At 67.0% G+C, this 15,279-nt stretch carries 13 protein-coding genes; 4 read left to right on the top strand and 9 right to left on the bottom strand.

Going from position 1 to position 15,279, the window contains the following annotated elements:
- The coding region (gene hemE / locus PMI15_RS01580; protein WP_007862936.1) for a uroporphyrinogen decarboxylase at positions 1-773 on the bottom strand (773 nt) is incomplete at its 3' end.
- Positions 774-899: 126 nt separating this feature from the next.
- On the opposite strand from hemE, the gene PMI15_RS01585 reads away from it, so the two are divergent.
- Positions 900-1,262, top strand: a complete 363-nt coding sequence (locus tag PMI15_RS01585; RefSeq protein ID WP_007862937.1) for a hypothetical protein — start codon at positions 900-902, stop codon at positions 1,260-1,262.
- On the opposite strand, the gene PMI15_RS01590 is transcribed toward PMI15_RS01585, so the two are convergent.
- Complete coding sequence (locus PMI15_RS01590; protein WP_007862938.1) at positions 1,243-3,747, bottom strand: EAL domain-containing protein; 2,505 nt, start codon at positions 3,745-3,747, stop codon at positions 1,243-1,245. The genes PMI15_RS01585 and PMI15_RS01590 overlap by 20 nt on opposite strands.
- Before the next feature lie 260 nt (positions 3,748-4,007).
- Here PMI15_RS01590 and PMI15_RS01595 point away from each other — a divergent pair, with 260 nt between their 5' ends.
- The gene (locus PMI15_RS01595) at positions 4,008-4,304 is read left to right on the top strand and encodes a hypothetical protein (RefSeq protein ID WP_007862939.1); all 297 of its coding nucleotides are present in this window, start codon (positions 4,008-4,010) and stop codon (positions 4,302-4,304) included.
- 10 nt (positions 4,305-4,314) lie between these two features.
- On the opposite strand, the gene PMI15_RS01600 is transcribed toward PMI15_RS01595, so the two are convergent.
- The 5 genes from PMI15_RS01600 to PMI15_RS01620 form a co-directional block, all read right to left on the bottom strand.
- On the bottom strand, positions 4,315-5,646 hold the full coding sequence (locus PMI15_RS01600; RefSeq protein WP_007862940.1) for a class I SAM-dependent methyltransferase: 1,332 nt from the start codon (positions 5,644-5,646) through the stop codon (positions 4,315-4,317).
- Between the two features lie 158 nt (positions 5,647-5,804).
- Positions 5,805-6,587: a hypothetical protein gene (locus PMI15_RS01605; RefSeq protein WP_007862941.1), complete on the bottom strand. Its 783-nt coding sequence runs from the start codon at positions 6,585-6,587 to the stop codon at positions 5,805-5,807.
- 51 nt (positions 6,588-6,638) lie between these two features.
- Positions 6,639-7,079: a CoA-binding protein gene (locus tag PMI15_RS01610; RefSeq protein ID WP_007862942.1), complete on the bottom strand. Its 441-nt coding sequence runs from the start codon at positions 7,077-7,079 to the stop codon at positions 6,639-6,641.
- Between the two features lie 18 nt (positions 7,080-7,097).
- Positions 7,098-7,763 carry a thioredoxin family protein gene (locus tag PMI15_RS01615; protein WP_007862943.1) on the bottom strand — a complete coding sequence of 222 codons (666 nt, stop codon included), beginning with the start codon at positions 7,761-7,763 and terminating at the stop codon, positions 7,098-7,100.
- 47 nt (positions 7,764-7,810) lie between these two features.
- Positions 7,811-9,997 (bottom strand): protein-disulfide reductase DsbD, encoded by a 2,187-nt coding sequence (locus PMI15_RS01620; RefSeq protein WP_007862945.1) that lies wholly within the window; start codon positions 9,995-9,997, stop codon positions 7,811-7,813.
- Positions 9,998-10,099: 102 nt separating this feature from the next.
- Here PMI15_RS01620 and PMI15_RS01625 point away from each other — a divergent pair, with 102 nt between their 5' ends.
- A complete protein-coding gene (locus PMI15_RS01625; protein ID WP_007862946.1) occupies positions 10,100-11,686 on the top strand; it encodes a radical SAM protein in 1,587 nt (528 codons plus the stop codon).
- A 28-nt stretch (positions 11,687-11,714) separates the two neighbouring features.
- The gene (locus PMI15_RS01630; RefSeq protein ID WP_007862947.1) at positions 11,715-12,551 is read left to right on the top strand and encodes a creatininase family protein; all 837 of its coding nucleotides are present in this window, start codon (positions 11,715-11,717) and stop codon (positions 12,549-12,551) included.
- A gap of 9 nt (positions 12,552-12,560) precedes the next feature.
- Here PMI15_RS01630 and PMI15_RS01635 read toward each other — a convergent pair whose 3' ends face one another.
- Both PMI15_RS01635 and PMI15_RS01640 read right to left on the bottom strand, forming a co-directional pair.
- Positions 12,561-13,982: a hypothetical protein gene (locus PMI15_RS01635; RefSeq protein ID WP_007862948.1), complete on the bottom strand. Its 1,422-nt coding sequence runs from the start codon at positions 13,980-13,982 to the stop codon at positions 12,561-12,563.
- Positions 13,982-15,256: an SPFH domain-containing protein gene (locus tag PMI15_RS01640; RefSeq protein ID WP_007862949.1), complete on the bottom strand. Its 1,275-nt coding sequence runs from the start codon at positions 15,254-15,256 to the stop codon at positions 13,982-13,984. Before PMI15_RS01640 ends, PMI15_RS01635 begins: the two co-directional genes overlap by 1 nt.
- Positions 15,257-15,279 lie beyond the last annotated feature (23 nt).

A 15,279-nucleotide genomic window follows, 5' to 3' on the forward strand; every position in this document is an offset into this window, starting at 1 on the left:
CCCCCCAGCCACTGGCCGCCGCCCTTGGTGAACACCAGGCGCGGGATTTTCACGCCCTCATGCTCGCGCTTGAGCTGGGCCAGCACCCGGGCCGTGTAGGCCAGGCTGAAGGTCTTGAAGGCCGCGTCGGCCAGCACGCCGCCCCAGCTGTCGAAAATCATCACCGCCTGGGCGCCGGCCTCGATCTGCGCGTTCAGGTAGGCGGCCACCGCGTCGGCGTTGACGGCCAGCATCTTGTGCATCAGGTCGGGGCGCTGGTAGAGCATGGTCTTGACCAGGCGGTAGTCGTCGGAACCGGCGCCTTCGACCATGTAGCAGGCCAGCGTCCAGGGGCTGCCGGAAAAGCCGATCAGCGGCACGCGGCCGTTCAGGGCCTTGCGGATGGAGGTGACGGCGTCAAAGACATAGCGCAGCTTGGCCAGGTCCGGCACCTGCAGTTTGGCCACGGCGGCCTCGTCGCGCACCGGGGTGGCGAAGCGCGGGCCTTCGCCCAGCGCGAAAGACAGGCCCAGGCCCATGGCGTCGGGCACGGTCAGGATGTCGCTGAACAGGATGGCCGCGTCCAGCGGGTAGCGCTCCAGCGGCTGCAGCGTGACCTCGGTGGCGTAGTCGGTGTTGGTGGCCAGGCCCATGAAGCTGCCGGCCTGGGCCCGCGTGGCGCGGTATTCGGGCAAATAGCGGCCGGCCTGGCGCATCAGCCAGACGGGGGTGTGGGGGGTGGCCTGGCGCAGGCAGGCGCGCAAAAAAGTGTCGTTTTGAAGGGGTGCGAACATGCACTGATTGTCTCAGGTTGGCTTTGTGTCCATTGACACGGGTGCCGGTGCTTGGGCTGGTGCTGGAACTGGCACTGATGCCGGTTCGGATTTACCATGGCCGCAAGGGCTTTCCAGGAGCATTCCATGCGCATGAACGACCAGGAGTATTTCCGCAGCTGCATCGCCAAGGAGCGGCACCTGGCGCAGTTGCTGGGCCACACGCACATCGAGGAATGCTACGAAAGCGCGGGCACGCTCTGGGACAGCGCCCAGGCCCTGCCGCAGTGGACGCGTGACTGGGCGGCCTGCGGGCCGCTGCTGGCGGCCCATGGCATCAGCGTGGGGTTTGACGCCGAAGGCGCGACCCTGGGCGCCACGCATGTGCATTTTTCCGACCACCCGAGCCGCGACCGGGCCCTGATGTACGGCATCGTCAAGGAAGTGATCTTCCGGCTGGAACACCACAAAGCCGCGCCGTCGCACGCGCTCACATGCGCAGCGTCTTGATAAAGGCTTCCAGCTCGTCAATCGGCAGCGGCTTGCAGAACAGGTAGCCCTGGTAGCAGTCGCAGCCGTGGCGCGACAGGAAGTCGCGCTGCGCCTCGGTCTCCACGCCCTCGGCCACCACGCCCAGCCCCAGGCTTTGCGCCAGGCCGATGATGGTGCGCGCGATGGCCGCGTCGTTGGGGTCGCGCAGGATGTCTTCGACAAAGGACTTGTCGATCTTGAGCTGGTCCAGCGGCAGGCGCTTGAGGCAGGAGAGCGACGAATAACCCATGCCGAAATCGTCGAGCGACAGGGTCACGCCCATCTTCTTGAGGCGGGCCATCTTGGTGATGGTGATTTCCATGTCCTCGGCCAGCAGGCTTTCGGTCAGCTCCAGCTTGAGCTTGTGCGGGCTGACCTGGGTTTCCTTCAGCGCGGCCATCACCAGGTCGACGAACTCCGGGTGGCGGAACTGCCGCACGCTGACGTTGACCGCGATGCTGAGCGCCGCGGTTTCGGGGCGCTGCGCCCAGGCCGCGAGCTGGCGGCAGGCGGTTTCCAGCGCCCACTGGCCCAGCGGCAAGATCAGCCCGGCGTCTTCGGCGGCCGGGATGAACTCGGCGGGCTGCACCAGGCCGCGTTCGCCGTGCTGCCAGCGCAGCAGCGCCTCCACGCCCGTCATGCGACCGTCGCGGCCCACCTGCGGCTGGTAGTACAGCAGGAACTGCTTTTCGCGCAGGCCGCGGCGCAGGTCGGATTGCAGCGCGGCGCTGGCCGTCACGGCCGCCTGCATGGCCGGGTTGAAGAAGCAGACCGTGTTGCGCCCGGCCATCTTGGCCTGGTACATGGCGAGGTCGGCCTGCTTGAGCAGGTCGCCGATGTTGTTGAGCGTCTGGTTGAAGGCGGTCACGCCTATGCTGCAGGTGCTGTAGTGCTGGTAGCCCGCCAGGCTGTAGGGCTCGCTGAGCGCGGCCAGGATCTGCCCGCTCACGATCTCGGCTTTCACGGTCGCTTCGCGCGGGTCCTGGCCCAGGTCTTCCAGCATCACCACAAACTCGTCGCCGCCCAGGCGCGCCACCGTGTCGGTCTGCCGCACGCAGGCCGCCAGGCGCTTGGCCACCTGCTGCAGCAGCAGGTCGCCCTTCTGGTGGCCCATGGTGTCGTTGAGCGTCTTGAAGTTGTCCAGGTCTATGAACATCAGCGCGCCTTCGCGCGGGTGGCGGCGGTTGTGGACCAGCGCCTTGTCCAGCCTGTCCATCAGCAGCTGGCGGTTCGGCAGCTGGGTCAACGGGTCGTAAAAGGCCAGGTGCTTGATCTCGCTTTCCGCCACCTTGCGCCGCGTGATGTCGCGGCCCACCGCCACCCAGTGGGTGAAAAACACGCCGGCGTCGTCGGCCACCGGCACGATGTCGACCTCCATCCAGAAATGCCGGCCGTTCTTTTTGTAGGTGATGAGTTCGGCCTGCACCGGCTCGCCCTTCTGGAAGGCGTTGCGTATGCGCTCGAGCTCGCCGCGCTGCGTCAGCGGCCCGCACAGCAGGCGCGGCGAATGGCCCAGCGCCTCGGCCAGGCTGTAACCCGTGTGCTGCTCGAAGGCGTTGTTGGCGAAGATGATGCGCAGCCCGGGCCGGCCCGAGGGAACCGCCTCGGCGATCAGCACGATGTCGTTGAGCCGCGAGATGCTGGTCTCCAGCAGCATGAGCTGCTCCCTGGCCTTGCGCCGTTCACTGACGTCGCGAAAGTAGATCGCCAGCCCGTCGGGAAAGGGGTAGGCGCGTATCTCGAACCATTTGTCCAGCGGCGCATACAGGGCCTCGAACTCCACCTGGTAGTTGCCCGCCACCGCCGCGCGCACCTTTTCGGAGAACAAGGTGTTGATGGCGCCCGGAAATTCCTTCCAGATGCTTTTGCCCAGCAACTCCGTGGGCGGCCGACCCAGCAGGCGCGCGCCCTCGCGGTTCAGGTAGCTGAAACGCCACTGCGGGTCCAGCGTGTAAAAGCCCTCGGTGATGCTCTCCAGCGTGATGCCCAGGCGCGTGGCCAGGCGCTGGGCGTCTTCCTCCGTCTGCCGCGCGGCGTGCTGCGGCTGCGCGTCCAGCTGGGCCGCCGCCAGCCCGGCCAGCGTCTCCAGGTCTTCTTCCTGGTCGGCGCCGAGGCTGCGCGCCGCCTTGTCCATGACCGCCAGCACGCCCAGCAGCGTGCCGTCTTCCCGGTTCAGCGGCAGGCCGCGGTAAAAGGCGATCTCGGGCGCGCAGCGCGCCGGCAGCAGCGGCTGGCGCGGCGGTGTTTCGAGGGTGGCGCCGCACAGCGCCAGCAGTCCCTCGCGCTCCTGCGGGGAAAAACCGGTGCCCGCGACGAAGCGGGCCTCGCCGTTTTCAAGGCCGGCGACGATGGCAATCGGTGCGCCGCAGGCGCGGGCCGCCAGCCGGGCGAGCCGGTCGGCGCCGGAATGCGGCAGCACATGGAGCGCGAAGGCGGGCGCCAGCTTGGGAACGGAAACGGACACGGGACGAGGACCTGCTTTTCAGAACATTCAATAGCCCATGCTGACGCATCGCGCCGCGGTTTTTTCGTGAGATTTGCAAGCGTTGGCGATAAAGCGTTGCAAAACGTTCCGTCACTTACCCGTGTACGGTTTTGTCCTACGCTGTGGGTCGCATGCTCCCCACGAGGGGTGGCCGCATCACCCTTCATGCTGCACCACCTCCGCGGCGCTATCGGCGCCAGCTTTCCCGTTGTTCCCGTTTTTATTCCAGGCAAGGACCCATGAGCTCCCCAGAACTCGACCAGTTGCAGCAATGCCCCGACATCGACACCCTGCAAACCGTCTTGAGGACCTTGTGCGCCCGCTTCGGCTCGGTCACGCAGCTCAACATCCTGCCGGCCGCCCATGCCGGCAAGCAGCAGGCCCTGTGTTTTCTGCGCATGGCCTCGGAGGAGGAAGAGCAAAAGCTCATGAGCGGCCTGGGCATAGGCCGTTTCGGCGGCGAGTTGGTGGTGGTCGTGGACCTGCTCGCCGGGCAGCCCTCGCCGACGGCCGATCTCTGGAGTTCCCCGGCCTGAAGGCCGGCGCTTATTTCGCGGCCGCGCCGACCGACACGTGCCTGAGCAGCAGGCGTTCCAGCGCGTTGAGCGTCTCGTAGGATTCGGCGAAGTCGGCAAACAGCACGGCATTGTCGGGCGCCTCGGCCTTGCCCTGCCAGGCCGCGCGGAACTGCTCGAAGATCTCGCCGAAGCTGCGGCGGCCATCTATCAGCGCGAGGATTTTCGCGCCGTACTTGCCGGGATTGACCATCACGGAAACACCCGAGTGCTGGTGCCTGAGCATAAAAGGCTGGCCGCGGCTGTTGCCGAAAACCTGGGACGCGATCTCGCCGGTCAAGGGCTCGTGGTAGAAAAAAGGCACGTAGTCGGTATCGCCGTAGGGCGCGCTGCAGGCCGCGTTGCGCGTCAGGTACAGCGAATGCGTGATGATGCTGCCGCCCATCAGCTCGGCCATTTCATATTGCTGCCTGAGCGGCAGCTTGCGCAGCGCCGCAGCCATGGCCGGCGGCTTGCTGCCCAGCACCATGTGCGGCAGGTAGGGCGATCGGCCGCGCTGCACGTCGCTGAAGGCCAGGTGCATGCCGTGGCCTTGTTTCCCGTCCGCCGCGCCTTCGCCCAGCCAGTCGAAGAGCTCCCCCACGCTGTACGAGCGGTCCTGTGAATGCAGCAGCAGGTCGTAAATGCCGGCGTCGCCGGCCTTGTGGTCGTGGTGCAGGTCTTCGCTGCGCTTGAACCAGTTGCCGGGCGGCAGGCTGGCCAGGATGTCGCGGGTATTGGCGATCTTGCGCTGCGCGTCCGTTTCGCCGCCGTTGACCATGCGCATCAGCGCCTGCATCTGGTAGACGCCGATGCGGCCCGTGGTGGCATAGAGCATGAGCCCGATGGCGCCGTCCGGTTTCAGCACGCTGAGCAGCGCCTTGAAACCCAGGTCGGGGTCGGCCAGGTGGTGCAGCACGCCGCTGCAGTTGATGTAGTCGAATGTGCCGAGCTGCGCGGCCAGCGCCGGCAGGTTCAGCAGCGAGTCGTGCACCCAGCTGATGTTGCCGAGCCCGCGGATCTGCGCGCGCTCCCGGGCCAGCGCGATGCTGGCCTGGCTCATGTCCAGGTGCACGATGTGCGCGTCGGTGTGGCGCAGCTGCTCGGCCAGGAAAATCGTCGCGTCGCCCGTGCCGCCGCCCGCCACCAGCGCCCGGAAGCCCTTCTGGAAAGACTGCTTTCCGGCAAAGCAGTAGTGGTTGATCATGGGCAGGTCTTCCAGCCAGGTCAGCACCAGGCGCTTGTGCTCGTCCTGCGGGTTGCAGGGCGGGTAAGGCAGGGCTTCGTACTGGTTTCTGACCTCGGGCAGGTAGTTGTCGGGCATGGCGTCTTCCGGAAATTGGCAGTAAAGACGTATTGTCTCCGCCCGAAGAGTGTTCCCCCCTTCTCCGCTCACTTCGTGTAGCGGGATCCCCCCTCAGGGGGCGACATCTACGGCCCGGCGAAGCCGGTTCCGTGCTGTCACTTGGTTAAGACAAGAGACTACCTGACGGGTAAAAACTGCAGGAAGGTCCCCCCGAGCAAGTTCTGCACGTAGGTGATCACCGCGCGCCGGTACTTCTCGGTCAGCACCGAGGCCAGCAGATCCAGCCGGCCGATGACCTTGCCGAACTCGCGCTCAAAGCTCAGGTTGCGTTCGCGCTCGGTGATCTCGTCGGCCAGCAGCAGGGGCTGGCCCGCGGCATTGCGGCGGTTGGACAGCATCCACACGGCGATCTCGATATTGCGCGCGGCGTTGTAGATGTATTGCGCGTCCAGGCTGTCGGTCAGGTAGAAGGCGGTCTTGCCGCCATGGGCCGTGACCACCATGTCGGCGCTGGCATAAATAAAGGCGGCCACGCGGTCACCCTTGAAGTCCGGGCCCAGGGCCAGCGACAGCGCGGCGATGTCGCGCTTGCCCTGCAGCTCCGGCCAGGGCGTGCGCGTGTCCACGGCCACGCGCAGCTGGGCCAGGGCCGCGTCGCGGCTGAGGGCGCTGGTCTTGCGCCATTCAGCCGGGTTGCGGCGGTAGAGCTTGTCGGCCAGGCGCAGCAGGCTTTCGAGGTTATCGCGCATGCCCAGCGTGGCCATGCGGTTCACGTCCGACTGGCCGACCTCGCCGGCGGCCATGGGCGCGGCCTGGGCTTCACCTTTGTGGGTGGGCGCATCGCTGGCGCAGCCGGCCAGTGCCGTGGCGGCCAGCAGCAGGCAAGGGCGCAAGAAGGAAAAAATCGAAGGCGGGACGGCGGGAATGGGCGGGAGGGTAGGGGCCGTGCGCTGGGACATGGCGCATTTTCAGCGGCGATGCGCGACCGCGCAAGCCTGGCTTTCCCGGGCTCAGGCCGAAGCCAGCAGACCGCGCGACTGCAGCACCCGGTGGTCTATCTTGATGCAGTGGTCCTGCACCACCAGCAGGCCGGCGGCCTCGGCCTTGGCCGCCGCGGCCGGGTTGCTGATGCCCAGTTGCATCCAGACCGCCTTGGCGCCTATGGCGATGGCCTCGTCGACCACGGGCGGAATGTCCTCGCTGTTGCGAAAGCAGTTCACCAGTTCGATTTTTTCGTGGCGCGCGGCTTCGGTCAGCGAGGCATAGGCTTTTTCGCCCAGCACCTCGCTGGCGTTGGGGTTCACCGGGATGATGCGGTAGCCGTTGGCCTGCATGTAGCGCGCCACGTCAAAACTTGCGCGGTGCGGCTGCGGTGACAGGCCCACCACCGCGATGTTGCGGTAGTGCTTGAGGATGTGCGGCATGCGCTCGGCGGGGGGCAGGGTGGTCATGAGCTGCGTGGCTGCGGGTTACGCCGCGTCCTTGTACTTGACCGAGCAGCCATAGGCGCGGCTGCTCGCCACGCTCAGCGGCTTGCCGCCCAGCGCTTCGGTCAGGCCCTGGCGCACATAGTTGGTGGCGGCCTTGATGTCGTCGACGCGGGCCGAGGGAATGCTGTCGATGCCGCCCGCATACAGCAGCTGGCCCTGCGGGCCGACGATGTACATGTGCGGCGTGGTCTTGGCGCCGTAGAGCTGGCCCACCTGGCCCGATTCATCCATCAGCGTGGCGCTGGGCTGGCCCTGCTTTTCGGCCATCCAGCCGGCGAGTTTGGCCGGCGCCAGGTAGTCGCCGCTGCCGGCTTCGGTGGAGTTGACGGCCAGCCAGACCACGCCCCTGGCGGTGAACTCTTTTTGCAGGCTTTGCATATTGCCGCTGTAGTGCTTGCGCACAAAGGGGCAGCCCGGGTTGGTCCACTCCAGCACCACCAGCTTGCCCTTGTAGTCGCTCAGGCGGTGGGTTTTGCCGGCGGTGTCCACGGCGGAAAAGTCGGGCGCCGCCTGGCCCACGGCGGCCGTCGCGGCCTGCGCGTAAAGCGGAGAAAACCCGGCCGACGCCAGCCAGGGCGCGGCGAGCAGGGAGCCGGAAAACTGCCGGCGGGTCAATGGGGAAACAGCGGGGGTGCGATTCAACATGGCTTGAACTCCTTGGCGAAGAAATCAATGACAGGAACGGCAAGATCTCACAGCTTGGCCAGCTCGGCCCTCACATCGTCAACCGACAGGATCTCCGACAGCACGACGGGCGCGCGGCCGGGCTTGTAGATCACATACACCGGCACGCCGCTGCGGCCCAGCTGGGCCAGCGCCGCGGTCACGGCCGGGTCGCGCCGCGTCCAGTCGGCGCGCAGCAGCGCCACGTTTTTGGCCTGCATATCGGCCAGCACCGCAGCATTGGCCAGCGTGGTTTTTTTGTTGTACTGGCAGGTCACGCACCAGGCGGCGGTGAAGTCGACGAACACACTTTGCCCTTGACCGGCGAGCTGGTCAACCCGGCCCGGCTCCCAAGCCTGCCAGCCGCCGGCGGCCGGCGCGGCCGAGGCCACGGCCACAGGCCGGGTGATGTTCGGGCCCACGGCCCACAGGCCCAGCGCGCCCAGCGCGATGGAAAAAGCCGCCAGCAGCGTGCGTGCCGTGCCGCGCAGCGTGAAAGCCCAGATCACCAGCGCCATCAACACCAGCAGGGCCAGCAGCGCGCCCGCGCCGTCCACCCCGCTTTGCTGGCCCAGCACCCAGACCAGCCAGGCGACGGTGGCGAACATCGGGAAGGCCATCAGCTGCTTGAAGGTCAGCATCCAGGGGCCGGGTCGCGGCAGGACGCGCGCCACGGCCGGGATGGCGCTGGCCGCCAGGTAGGGAATGGCCATGCCCACGCCTATGGCCGCGAACACCGACAGCGCCTGCAGCGCCGGCAGGCCCACCGCATAACCCAGCGAAGCGCCCATGAAAGGCGCGGTGCAGGGCGAGGCGATCGCCGTGGCCAGCACACCCGACAAAAACGCGTTGACCGTGGGATTTTTCGCCTGCCAGCCCGCGAGCCGCCCGGGCAGGATATTGCCGAATTCAAACAGGCCCGCGAGGTTCAGGCCCAGCATCGTGAACAGCGCCGCCATCAGCGCGACCACCGCCGGGTTCTGCAGCTGAAAGCCCCAGCCCAGCTGCTCGCCCGCGGCGCGCAGGCCCAGCAGCAACGCGCCCAGCGCCAGGAAGGACAGCACCACGCCCACGGTATAGGCCAGGCCGGTGGTCAGCCGCGTGGCGGCGTCTTTCACCTGCACAAACCCCACGACCTTGATGGCCAGCACCGGGAACACGCAGGGCATGAGGTTGAGCACCAGCCCGCCCAGCAAGGCGCCCAGCAGCGCGGCGAGCAGGCCCACGGGCGGCGTGCCGCCGGCCTGCACCGGCGCGGCGCCGGCCGAGGCGTTGGCGCGCAGGGCCGCTTCGAGGGCGGGCGGCACCACGGCGGCCGCCGCCGGCGCGGGCCAGCTGCCCTTTACCGGCGCGTCTATGCGGTAGGCCGCGTTCTCCAGGGCCACCACCAGCGGCATGCTGGCCGGGCTTTCGCTGCGCTGGCCGGACAGGGGCACCTCGGCCGTCCAGACCGCCCCCTGCCAGGCCTGCTGCCAGGCGGCCGCGGGTTCGATCACGCTGCCGGTTTCGGGATACAGCGCCAGTGTCTTGCCCTGCAATGCGGCGGGCAGGCCGGCCAGGGAAATCCTGATGGACTTGCCGCCGCCGACTTCCACCTGGCTGGCGCCGGCTGCCAGCGGCTTGGGCGTGGCGGCGAAGGTGTCCTGGAACAGCTGGCTGCTGGCGGCGGTCGAGCTGCGCACCGGGATGCTCAGCGCGAACTCACCCTCCTGTGGAATGCATTCCTTGCGGCAGACCAGCCAGGCCGCCTTGAGCTTGACCTCGAGCTGGCTGCCGGCAAAGCTGGGCGCCACCGTCAGCGGCACCGGCAGCAGCACGGTTTTTTCGTAGCCGTAGTTGGCCAGCGTGCCGATCGGGATTTTTTTCGGCGTCGGCCAGGCGATCTCGCCCGCGTCAATGCCGGCCGGCAGCTGCCAGTCGAGCTGCGTGGGCAGGCCCGAATCGCCTGAATTCTTCCAGTAGGTATGCCACTCGGGCTGGTGCGTGAGCGCCAGGCCCACCCAGACCGGCTTGCCCGGCTCCACACCCTCGGGCACCCAGGCCAGCAGCTCGGCCCGCACCTGCTCGGTGGTGACCACGCTGGCGGCCGCGCCGCGGCTGCTTTTGCCCGGCAGGTTCAAGGGTGTGCTTTGGGCACTGGCCACCGTGGGCAATACGCCGGAAGCTATCAAAAGCGTAGCGGTCAGGGCGGCGAACAGGGGGCGCTTGAAATGCATGGTGCGGGTGTGAGCGGGCGGTGGGGGCATTAGTTCCTGGGGACGGCCGGCGCCGGCCACCTGATTACAGCCGTTTTCGGAGCCAACTCCGATAATAGGGTCATGCCCCGTATTGTCCTCGCCACCCTGAATGCGAAGTACATCCACGCTTCGCTGGGCCTGCGCTACCTGCTGGCGAATATGGACAGGCACGGCGGCCCTGGCCTGCGCGAAGCCACGCAGCTGCGCGAATTCGTGATCCAGCAGCGGCCCACGCAGATCGTGGAAGAACTGCTGGCGCTGCAGCCCGAGGTGATAGGCCTGGGCATCTATATATGGAATGTGGTCGAAACCACCCAGGTCGTGCGCCTGCTCAAGGCCTTGCGCCCTGATATCAGGATCGTGCTGGGCGGGCCCGAGGTCAGCTACGAAACTGGCGAGCAGGAAATCTGCCGCCTGGCCGACCATGTGGTCACCGGCTGGGGCGACGTGAGTTTTCCCAGGCTGTGCCGCGCGCTGCTCGACGGCCCCCAGCCGCTGATGAAAGTGATTGCCGGCGAACAGCCGCCGCTGGAGGCGCTGGCCCTGCCTTACAGCGACTACAGCGCTGAAGACCTGGCCAAGCGCCTGCTGTATGTCGAGGCTTCGCGCGGCTGCCCCTTCAAGTGCGAGTTTTGCCTGAGCTCGCTCGACAAGACCGCCTGGGCTTTTGACCTCGATGTGTTTATGGCGGAAATGGATGCGCTGTACCGCCGCGGCGCGCGCAACTTCAAGTTCGTGGATCGCACTTTCAATTTGAAGGTCGAGAACTCGGTGCGCATCCTGCAGTTCTTCCTGGACAGGATGGCGCCCGATTTGTTCGTGCATTTTGAGGTCGTGCCCGACAGCCTGCCCGAGCGCCTGAAGGCCTTGATCGCGCAGTTCCCGGCCGGCTCGCTGCAGTTTGAGGTCGGCATCCAGAGCTTTAACTCTGAGGTGCAGCAGCGCATCTCGCGCAAGCAGGACAACGGCAAGACCGCCGACAACCTGCGCTGGCTGGTGAATGAAAGCCGGGCCCATGTGCACGCCGACCTGATCTTCGGCCTGCCCGGCGAAACCCTGGAAAGTTTTGCCGACGGCTTTGACCGCTTGTACGAACTCGCGCCGCATGAAATCCAGTTCGGCATCCTCAAGCGCCTGCGCGGCACGCCCATCACAAGGCACACGGCGGAATTCGCCATGGCCTACGACCCGCAAACGCCGTACACCATCCTGCAAAACTCCACGATCGACTTTGTCACCATGCAGCGCATCAACCGTTTTGCGCGCTACTGGGAGATGGTCGCGAATTCAGGCCGCTTCGCGCAGGGGCTCAAGCTGCTGCTGATGCCGGGCTCGGCTTTCGGAAACTTTCTGCGCTTCAGCGACTGGCTCTGGCTGACCACAGGCAAGACACATGAGTTTGCGCTCGAGAAGCTGGTGGACCTGTTGTTTGAGCACCTGACGGCCGTGCGCGGGCTGGCTGCGGAAGATGTGCGCACCGCGCTGCTGGCCGATTACCTGGCCGGTGGTGCGCGCGGAAGGCCGCAGTGCCTGGCCGAGGCCTTGGGCGCGGCGCATAGGGTGTCGCCACTGCGGGCCGGCCGGCAGGGCGCCGAACGGCAAGGGCGGCATTTGAATCAGCTGGCGGGACACAAAGAAGAGATCCAGAAGGCTGCCGCGGCGGCTTGACCCTGCGCAAATAGCTCAAAATACCCCTATGCCCATCCCAACCCCTCCCCGCTTCTGGTCCCAGCTCAAAAGCCCCGATTTCGCAGGCCTGGACCTGGCCCGCTGCATCGCGGTGCTGCCGGTGGCGGCGACGGAACAGCACGGCCCGCACTTGCCGCTGAACGTGGATGCGACGCTGGTCGATGGCGTGGTGCAAGCGACCTTGCCGCATCTGCCGCCTGCGCAGCCAATCCTGTTTTTGCCCACGCAGGCCGTGGGTTTCAGCCCCGAGCACACGCGCTTTGCCGGCACGCTCACGCTCAAAGCCGAAACCGTGATTCGCCTCTGGACTGAACTGGCCCAGTCGGTCGCACAGGCGGGTATCAAAAAGCTGGTGCTGCTCAATTCGCATGGCGGCCAGGTCGGCTTGCTCGATGTGGTGGCGCGCGACCTGCGGGCCCGGCTGGGCATGCTGGTGTACAGCGTGAACTGGTTCAACCTGCCGCTGCTGGGTGAAGACGGCAAGTCGGTGAACGATTTATTCAGCGCCGAGGAGCATCGCTTCGGCATCCATGCCGGTGAGATTGAAACCTCCATGATGCTGGCGCTCAAGCCGGAGCAGGTCGACATGGCCAAGGCGCAAGACTTTCATTCGAGCTCTCAGGACCGCGCGAAAAAATTCAAGCTCCTGGGCGACGGCCGCAGCGCCAAGCTGGCCTGGCAGATGCAGGACTACAACCCGCACGGCGCAGCCGGCAATGCGGCCGCCGCCACGGCCGAAAAAGGCCGTGCCCTGCTGGGCGCGGCGGGCCGCGGGCTGGCGCAACTGCTGGTAGAGATGGACCAGTTGCCGGCCGATACCTTGAGCGACAAAACGGCTTTCTAAAAACAGCTTCTAGCGCAGGATCACCGTCTGGCGCTTCCACGCGGCGTCCTGCCAGCGGAAGGCAGCCAGCGCGCCCGGGTCGCCGGCCTGTTTCTCGGCCGTCAGGGTGTCCAGGCGCGCCACCTCGAAATTGCGGCGCAGGCGACCGGCAATCCGGGTCTCGCGGGCCAGCAGCATTTGCGGCGCGCCGCGCACCCAGCCGGCAAATTCCACATAACCGAGCTCCGGGCCGTTGCTGGCGGGCGGCAGCACTTCAATCGTCCATTTCCCGGCACTCTTGCGAAACACCCACAGCTCGCGCCAGGCGTCCAGCGGCTGCACCGCGAGCGCCAGGGCCTGGCCGTCGGGGTGGGCGCTGGCGGATGCGGCCCACACAATGCCGTAGGTGCAGCGCCTGGCCGCGGCCTCCTTGCCGGGTTTGCCGTCGGCCTTGTTTTCATAGAGCGCCACGCAGGTCTCGCCGGCCTGGCCGGTCTCGGTGGCCAGCGTCAGTTTCGCAAAACGGGGCAGGGCGGTTTCGGCGGCCCAGCGCGATGCGCCCACACGGATCGCCGCATCGTTGTAGTCCTGGCGGTCGTTGTCGCTCAGTTCCAGCTTGTTCACCGCCGCGAGTTCGGCCAGCGCGCGCTGGGCGGCCGCCGTGGGGGCTTCGCCCCGGCGCGCCTGCTCGAAAGCCAGGCTGGCAAACACACCGGCGCGGCGCAGGCGCAAACGGTTTTTGCTGACTTCGGGCAAGCTCGCAAACTGCGCGGTGCTGAGCTTGTCCAGCACCTCGGCGCGCCATTGGTCCTGCGCCAGGCGTTCCTGCGGGTGCAGGTCGGGACTCATGCAGTCGGGGCGGGTCAGGGCCAGGGCGGCGCGGGCGCGCTGCTCTGCGTCGGAGGGCAAGGCCAGCACACGGCGAAAGGCCTCGCCGTTGTAGCAAAGCTGCATGCTACCGCCCTGCTCATAGCCCTTGAAGCCCACGCCGTAAAAGGAGGCCACTTCCATGTGCGCGGAGATCACATCGCTGGTGGCCTTGCCGTGTTTCATGGACGCGCGGCGCGCCAGGCGCTCGGCCATGGTGCCCAGCGCGTCGAAGGTTTCCGCGCCTATGGCCTCGGCCGGCGCGGCCTTGAGGTAGGCGGCGGTATAGGCAATGCCCAAAGCCTCGGCGCCCGGGCTTTCGCGCAGGAAGCGCACCACCGAGAGCAGCTGCGGCGCCTCCTCGAGCTGCAGCGAGACGGCGCGCACCTGGCTCACGTGGATAAAACCCGCGCGTTCGCGCCTGTGGTCGTAAACCTGCAGGTAGTCCATGCGCTGGCCGCGTATCTCGAGCGCGTCGCCCTGCCACAGCGCCGCCTGCTGCGCGGCCGAATCGCGCGGCGCGGCGCGCAGGCTGGCCTGGTCTTGCGTCACGATGGCCAGGGTCAGGAGTGCGGTGGTGATCATTATTCGGCCTCTTTGTCGTCTTGCGTGTCGGCATCGCGCGGCGCTTGCGCCACGCTGCGGCCGGGCCTGGGCGCGCCGCCCAGCAGGCCCGCGCCCACAAAGCCGCCGCTGGTGGAGGGCGGGGCGATGATGACGGTGATCTTGTCGCTGAGCTTGTCGGCCATGGTTTTCTGGATCAGCAGCGGATGCCGCGTGACCAGCACACCTTCGCGGGCCATCTGCTCGCTGTTGATCTTGCCCACGCGGTCCAGCCGGTAGGCTTCGGCGTCCGCCAGTTTCTGCCGCGAATCGGCTTCACCCGCGGCCTCGATGCGCCGTGCCTGGGCGCTGCCTTCGGCCGTGCGTATGCGCGACTGTTTCTCGGCTTCGGCCTCCAGCTGGCGCTGCTCGATCTGTTTTTGCTTGAAGGGCAGCACGTGTTTCATGGCCTCCTCCTGCGCCCGGGCCGCGATCACCTGTTCGTTGGCGGCGGCCTGCGCATTGGTCTCGCGGCGCACTTTTTCGGCCATCGCGTCCAGCTCGGTTTCCTTGACGCGCTTTTCCTTCAGGGCCAGGGTGTAGCGCATTTTTTCCGTCGCGAGTTCCTCGGCCAGCAGCTTGTCCATGCCCTGGCGGTAGTCGGCGGGCAGGTCCACCTTGCCCATCTGCACGCTGCGCAGCAGGATGCCGTCGGCCGCGAGCTTGGGTTTGAGTTCGGCTTCAATGAGCTGCTGGATCTCGGCGCGCTTGCTCGAGAAAATTTCCCGCACGGTGTAGCGGGTGAAGGTCTTGTAGATCACGCCCTGCACGGCGGGCTGCACGATCTGGCCGGCAATGTCGTCGGGCAGGTTTTTCGACAGCGCGTTGACCCGGGCCGGGTCCAGCGCATAACGCACGGTGAGGTCCACGCCCAGCGACATGCCTTCCACCGACTGGAAAGGCGAGGGGCCGTCGGCGCGGCTGCTGCCCTCTGGGCGATACACCTGGTCGCGCAGCGAGAAGGTGCGCAGTTCGTGCAGGCCGGGCAGCAGCAGCAGCGAGCCCTCGCGGAACTCGTCGACCCCGCCGGTCAGCTGGTTGGTGCGTATGGCCACGTCGCCGCGCGCCACGGATTCCAGCGGCGGGTGCACCCACAGCAGGTAGCCGGCCGCGCCTGCCGCGGCGGTGGCGATCATCAGGCCGCTGGCGCTGGCGGCGCGCCGCACGCCTGTGGCGGCGATACGGCGGGTGCTGTGCACCCCCCTGGAAAAGATGGCGCGTATGCGCAGGGCGATGCGGCTAAAACGTGGGTTCATGACGGGCTCCTCCGGTCTGGTTT

The sequence above is a fragment of the Polaromonas sp. CF318 genome (genome assembly GCF_000282655.1).
Lineage (GTDB): Bacteria > Pseudomonadota > Gammaproteobacteria > Burkholderiales > Burkholderiaceae_C > Polaromonas.

Excerpts from the sequence above, each read along its gene's own strand:
- PMI15_RS01585 (WP_007862937.1), top strand. The coding sequence starts at position 900 with ATGCGCATGAACGACCAGGAGTATTTCCGCAGCTGCATCGCCAAGGAG.
- PMI15_RS01595 (WP_007862939.1), top strand. The coding sequence starts at position 4,008 with ATGAGCTCCCCAGAACTCGACCAGTTGCAGCAATGCCCCGACATCGAC.
- PMI15_RS01600 (WP_007862940.1), bottom strand. The coding sequence starts at position 5,646 with ATGCCCGACAACTACCTGCCCGAGGTCAGAAACCAGTACGAAGCCCTG.
- PMI15_RS01605 (WP_007862941.1), bottom strand. The coding sequence starts at position 6,587 with ATGTCCCAGCGCACGGCCCCTACCCTCCCGCCCATTCCCGCCGTCCCG.
- PMI15_RS01610 (WP_007862942.1), bottom strand. The coding sequence starts at position 7,079 with ATGACCACCCTGCCCCCCGCCGAGCGCATGCCGCACATCCTCAAGCAC.
- PMI15_RS01615 (WP_007862943.1), bottom strand. The coding sequence starts at position 7,763 with ATGTTGAATCGCACCCCCGCTGTTTCCCCATTGACCCGCCGGCAGTTT.
- PMI15_RS01620 (WP_007862945.1), bottom strand. The coding sequence starts at position 9,997 with ATGCATTTCAAGCGCCCCCTGTTCGCCGCCCTGACCGCTACGCTTTTG.
- PMI15_RS01625 (WP_007862946.1), top strand. The coding sequence starts at position 10,100 with ATGCCCCGTATTGTCCTCGCCACCCTGAATGCGAAGTACATCCACGCT.
- PMI15_RS01630 (WP_007862947.1), top strand. The coding sequence starts at position 11,715 with ATGCCCATCCCAACCCCTCCCCGCTTCTGGTCCCAGCTCAAAAGCCCC.
- PMI15_RS01635 (WP_007862948.1), bottom strand. The coding sequence starts at position 13,982 with ATGATCACCACCGCACTCCTGACCCTGGCCATCGTGACGCAAGACCAG.
- PMI15_RS01640 (WP_007862949.1), bottom strand. The coding sequence starts at position 15,256 with ATGAACCCACGTTTTAGCCGCATCGCCCTGCGCATACGCGCCATCTTT.